At 73.5% G+C, this 5,225-nt stretch carries 5 protein-coding genes; 4 read left to right on the forward strand and 1 reads right to left on the reverse strand.

Translation table 11 applies throughout. The features are described 5' to 3' along the window. The 4 genes from ACFU6K_RS30735 to ACFU6K_RS30750 all read left to right on the forward strand — a co-directional run. Window positions 1–956, forward strand: a 956-nt coding sequence (locus ACFU6K_RS30735) for a class I SAM-dependent methyltransferase (protein WP_380668534.1), incomplete at its 5' end; no start/stop codon positions are given. After that, entirely contained in the window at window positions 940–1,215 is a 276-nt protein-coding gene (locus tag ACFU6K_RS30740) for a hypothetical protein (protein ID WP_380668536.1), read from the forward strand. The genes ACFU6K_RS30735 and ACFU6K_RS30740, both read left to right, overlap by 17 nt. Window positions 1,216–1,305: 90 nt before the next feature. Further along, on the forward strand, window positions 1,306–2,316 hold the full coding sequence (locus ACFU6K_RS30745; RefSeq protein ID WP_380668538.1) for a quinone oxidoreductase family protein: 1,011 nt from the start codon (window positions 1,306–1,308) through the stop codon (window positions 2,314–2,316). A 192-nt stretch (window positions 2,317–2,508) separates the two neighbouring features. Then, entirely contained in the window at window positions 2,509–3,957 is a 1,449-nt protein-coding gene (locus tag ACFU6K_RS30750) for a WGR domain-containing protein (RefSeq protein WP_380668540.1), read from the forward strand. A gap of 60 nt (window positions 3,958–4,017) precedes the next feature. On the opposite strand, the gene ACFU6K_RS30755 is transcribed toward ACFU6K_RS30750, so the two are convergent. Continuing rightward, the gene (locus ACFU6K_RS30755) at window positions 4,018–5,052 is read right to left on the reverse strand and encodes an LLM class flavin-dependent oxidoreductase (protein ID WP_380668542.1); all 1,035 of its coding nucleotides are present in this window, start codon (window positions 5,050–5,052) and stop codon (window positions 4,018–4,020) included. Window positions 5,053–5,225: the final 173 nt, after the last annotated feature.

Genomic DNA, 5,225 nt, shown 5'->3' on the forward strand with positions numbered 1-5,225 from the left:
GCTCCGTACAGTGCCGGGCCATGGAGACGGATGATCTTGGTCGGCGGGTGGCGGAGGACGTGGCCGGTCGCGGCGGCGTGGAGGGGCTGCGGAGGCTGTCGGGGGTGATCGAGGCGCTGGAGGAGCGGCGGACGGAGCTGGTGGAGGAGCTGCGGCGCGGGCGGGAGGCGACCTGGGAGGAGATCGGGCGGGCCTGCGGGATGACGCGGCAGGGGGCGACCAGGCGGTGGGCCGGCAGGCTGCGGGCGCGGTCGTTCGGCGTGGCGGCGGACGCGTACCAGCACGGTCGGCCGGGCTACCCCCGGGCGCTGGTCGGCTCGGCGGTGCCCCGGGAGGCCCGCCGGGTGCTCGACCTGGGCGCCGGGACGGGCAAGTTGACCGGACTGCTGGTCGAGGCGGGCCTGGACGTGGTGGCGGTCGAGCCCGACGAGGGGATGCGGGCCCGGTTGGCCGCGGCGGTGCCGAGGGCGGCCGTCCGGGCGGGCTCGGCCGAGCGCATCCCGCTGCCGGACGGCAGCGTGGACGCCGTGGTGGTCGCGCAGGCCTGGCACTGGTTCGACCAGGCGGCCGCCGTACCGGAGATCGCCCGGGTGCTCGCCCCCGGCGGGACGCTCGCGCTGGTGTGGAACGTCCGGGACGAGTCCGAGCCCTGGGCGGCCGCCCTGGGCGTGCTGATGCACCGTTCGGCGCCGCAGCGGATCGACACCCGGCCGACCCTCCCGGCACCGTTCGGAGCGCCCGAGCGACTGGAGATCCGCTGGGAGCACCCCACCACCCGGGCCGGGATCGTCGACATGGTCGCCTCGCGCAGCTACGTGATCGCGCTGCCCGAGGACGAGCGGGTCCGCCTGCTGGCCGACGTCGAGCAGCTGCTCGCCACCCACCCGGACCTGGCGGGCCGCGAGGAGATCGCCTTCCCGTACGTGACGAGGTGCACCCGTGTCCGCCTCGGCTGAACCCGTCACCCTTCGCCCGCTGGGCGTCGCGGACGCCGAACCGTACCGGGACTTCCGGCTGGCCGCGCTGCGCGAGACACCGAGCGCCTTCACCTCCAGCCACGCCGAGGAGGCCGGCAAGCCCCTGGCCGCGACGCTGCGCCGACTGACCGAGGCCGAGACCGGGCCGGGCACCCTGATCGGCGCCTTCGACAACACCGGTGCCGTACGCGGCAGAGGCGCGCTGGTCGGCACAGCCGGCTTCATGTCGCTGACCTGAACGTGACGGCTACGGCACCTCACCGCGAGCGGAAATAGGACCGCCACGAGTGGAGTTTGGTGAGGGAAGTCTGCCGTTTCAGGAGGGGTCATGCGAGCGATTCAGGTGTCCGAAGTGGGCGGTCCCGAGGTGCTGCGACTGGTCGATATCGATCAACCGACGCCGGGCCCGGGCCAAGCGGTCGTGGAGGTCGCCGCATCCGGGGTCAACTTCCTCGACGTCTACCACCGCGAAGGCCGGTACAGCCTCCCGCTGCCCTTCACCCCGGGTGCTGAGGGCGCCGGCACGGTCGTCGAAGTCGGACCCGGCGTCGCTGACGTCGCAGTCGGGGACCGGGTCGGTTGGGTGGAGATTCCCGGCACGTATGCGGAGCGGGCCGTCGTGGACTCCTCCCGGCTGGTGCCGCTGCCCGACGACATCGGCTTCGAGACAGCCGCCGCGGTGCTCCTCCAAGGCATGACCGCGCACTATCTCGTCAAGGACGCCTACCCGGTTCAGGGGGGCGACACGGTGCTCGTGCATGCGGCTGCCGGTGGCATGGGGCTGCTTCTGACCCAGCTCATCACCCATCTCGGCGGCAGGGTGATCGGCACGACGTCGACCACGGCGAAGGCCGAGCTGGCGAAGCGTGCCGGGGCCGCTGAGGTGATCCTCTCCTCCGCGGTCGACGATCTCGCAGCCGAGGTGAGGCGGCTCAACGGCGGTCAGGGACTGCCGGTTGTCTTCGACGGCGTCGGCGCGCACACCTTCGATGCGAGCCTCGCCAGCCTGCGAACCCGCGGCCATCTCGTGCTCTTCGGCGCGGCGAGTGGTGCCGTGCCGCCGTTTGATCCGATTCGGCTCGCCCACGGCGGTTCGCTGACCCTGATCCGGCCCAGCCTCGGGCACTACATCGCCGATCGGTCCGAACTGCTCCGACGGGCCGCCGATGTGTTCGAGTGGGTGCGCTCCAAGGCGCTTGAGGTCACCGTAACGGGCCGCTACGCATTGTCCGAGGCCGCCCAGGCCCACAGCGATCTGGAGGCTCGGCGTACCACCGGCAAGCTGCTCGTCGTACCCGATGCGGCCGCTGTCGGACGCCGCGAGGAGACGCAGAGCTGATCGCGGGTGACGAGGTCGGGGGATCTTGGAGGCTGCGCCGTCCTGGCCGACCTGGGCTGACTTCACGGGTCCCGCCCGTGACCGGAGCCGATTGTCAGTGCCCGGTCGTAGCTTCTGGGGTGTCGGCGGGCGGGTCCCGTCGGCCCCGCTTCCCTTGCCCGAAATCTCCGTCGCCCGAAAGGGGACCGCGCCGTGTCCGTCGCCGTGGAAGAGCAGGTCACGTACCTCGAACTGTCCGAGGACGAGGGGAGTGCGCACAAGTTCTACGAGGTGCGGCTCGCCGGCCAGGTGGTGACGGTACGGTACGGGCGGATCGGCGAGCCCGGGCAGAGCAAGGCGACGACGTACCCGAGCCCGGAGAAGGCGGCTTCGGCGGCGGCCAAGAAGATCGGCGAGAAGGTCCGCAAGGGCTACGCCCCGGCCGTCCGGGGCGTGCGGCAGCGCCGGGAGGTGACCAGGCGGCAGATCGTCAGCAGCCGCTCGACCGCCCGCCAGGCGCCGCTGCTGTGGCGCTTCCGCTCCGGCTCGCCCGCCTTCGGGATCTTCGTCGGCGAGGAGCACGCCTGGGTCGGCAACGAGCGCGGCGACGTCTACACCCTCACCCATGACGGCGAGGTGACGGCCCGCTACGGTCTGCCGGACGGCGTGAAGTGCATCGTCGCGGACGACTGGTGGATCTACGCCGGCTGCGACGACGGCAAGGTGTACGACCTGGGCGGCAAGGTCCCGCGGGTGGCGTACGAGATAGCCCAGGACGTGGACATCTTCTGGCCCGACATCCACGACGGCGTGCTCGGCGTCGCCGACGAGCGCGGCGGGCTGACCACGGTGGACCACGAGGACGAGTTCCAGTGGCGCCGCCAGGCCGACGGCCGGTCCGGCTGGATGGTGCGCTGCGACGCCGACGGCGTCTACCACGGCCACTCGCGCGGGGTCGCCCGCTACGACAACCGCAGCGGCGACCAGCGCTGGTACGCCCCCACCCGGGGCGAGGTGCTGTTCGGCTGGCAGGAGGCCGACGAGGTGTTCGCCGGCACCGGGCAGGGCTGGGTGCACCGGCTGCGCAAGGCGGACGGCGCCGAGGTGGCCGCCTACCGCTGCGACGCCGCCGTCTTCTCCTGCGCGGCCTCCCCGGACGGCGAGTACGTCTTCGCCGGGGACAACCACTCCTCGGTGTACTGCTTCGCCGCCGACGGGACGCGGCTGTGGAAGCTCGCCACCGGCTGCGGCTCGGCGTACAGCATGCAGTACCGGGCGGGGCGGCTCTACCTGGTGACGACGGACGGCTCGCTGGCCTGCCTGGACGCCAGTGAGCAGGCGGTGCGGGCGGCCGAGGACGGCACGCTGCCGAAGACCGCCGAGGTCAAGGGCGCGGGCTGGGAGCCGGTGCGGGCCGGTGCCGGGCTGGAGACGGTCGCGGTGGCCACCACCCGGACCGGCGGCGAGGTCGAGGTCGAGTGCGTCCAGGACGGCGCCCGGCTGCGCGTGCGGGTGCTCTCGCAGGGCTACGACCCGTCCTGGCGGGTGCAGTTCCCCAAGGACATCCGGATCCCCGGGGCCCGCTACCTGGTCGCCGAGGTCCGGGAGTCCGCCTCGGGCGGCTTCTACCGGGCGCGCGGCGAGATCAAGCGCCTGCTCTGACCGGCGCCCTGGCGGCGGCCGCACCGGAGGTGGCGCCCGCTCACCGGCCGGCGGGCGAGCTCACTCCTGGCCGGGGGTCCAGCCGAGGGCGGGCCCGAGGCGGGTCGCGAGGTCGGTGAGGATCTGCACGTAGTCCTCGTGCTCGAAGGTGAACGGCAGGGCGAAGGCGACCTCGTCGACCTCGCGGTAGCCGGCGTGGGCGTGCAGCCGCTCGACGAGTTCCTCGGTCGTCCCGACCAGGTCGGGGGCGAACAGCAGCCGGGCCGGGCCCTGCGGGGCGAGGGTGCGCGGGGTGCGGGCGAGGGCGTAGGCCTGGTACCTGGCACGCTGCTCGGGGGTGGCGCTGTCGGTGGGGATGACCACCAGGCCCTGGGAGACCCGGGCGCGGTCGCCGTCGGGGTGGCGTTCGCGGAAGGCGCGGATCTGGGCGGCCTGGAGGGTGGCGAAGTCGAGCGGCGCCGTGTCGTCGCCCTCCGCCTTCACGACGCTGCTGGTGAGCAGGTTGATCCCCTGCTCGCCGGCCCAGCGGGCCGAGCGCAGGCTGCCGGCGCCGTACCAGAGCCGGGAGGCGAGCCCGGGGGAGTGCGGCTGGACGCGGCGGGAGTACACCTCGATGCCCTCGGTGCCGGCGAAGTCGGAGGCGTCCTCGCCGCGGACCAGGGCGAGCAGCCGCTCGGCGCGCCGGGGGCTGAAGTCCTCCTGCTCGCCGGTGTCGGGGTAGAGCGCGTCGCGCAGGTGCGCGTAGTGGGTGGGCGGGCCGACGCTGAAGCCGGGGTTGAGCCGGCCGCCGGAGAGCACGTCCACGGTGGCCAGGTCCTCGGCGAGCCGCAGCGGGTTCTCCCAGCCGAGCGGGGTGACGGCGGTGCCGAGCTGGATGCGGCTGGTGCGCTGGGTGGCGGCGGCGAGCACGGCGACCGGGGAGGAGATGCCGTACTGGAGGTGGCGGTGGCGCAGCCAGGCGCTGTCGAAGCCGAGCCGCTCGCCGAGGGTGATGAGGTCGAGGGTGGACTCGTGGCCGCGGCGGGGGTCCGCCTCGTCGAAGAGCCCGATGGTCAGGAAGCCGAGTTTCCGCAGCGGTCGGGGGTTCGGCGACATGGTGGGCTCCGCGGGGTGAGGGGCGGCCCGGGTTGGGCCGGTCGGGTGGTGCGTTTCGAACGTACGCAGCCGCCGCGCCGACCGACAAGATCGACGCGCGATCCGGACACCGGCCCGCAACGGCCCGCAACGGTGCGCAACACGGCGACACGTACGGCGGCGGCTCCCACCCC

Source organism: Kitasatospora sp. NPDC057512 (assembly GCF_042802135.1).
GTDB lineage: Bacteria > Actinomycetota > Actinomycetes > Streptomycetales > Streptomycetaceae > Kitasatospora.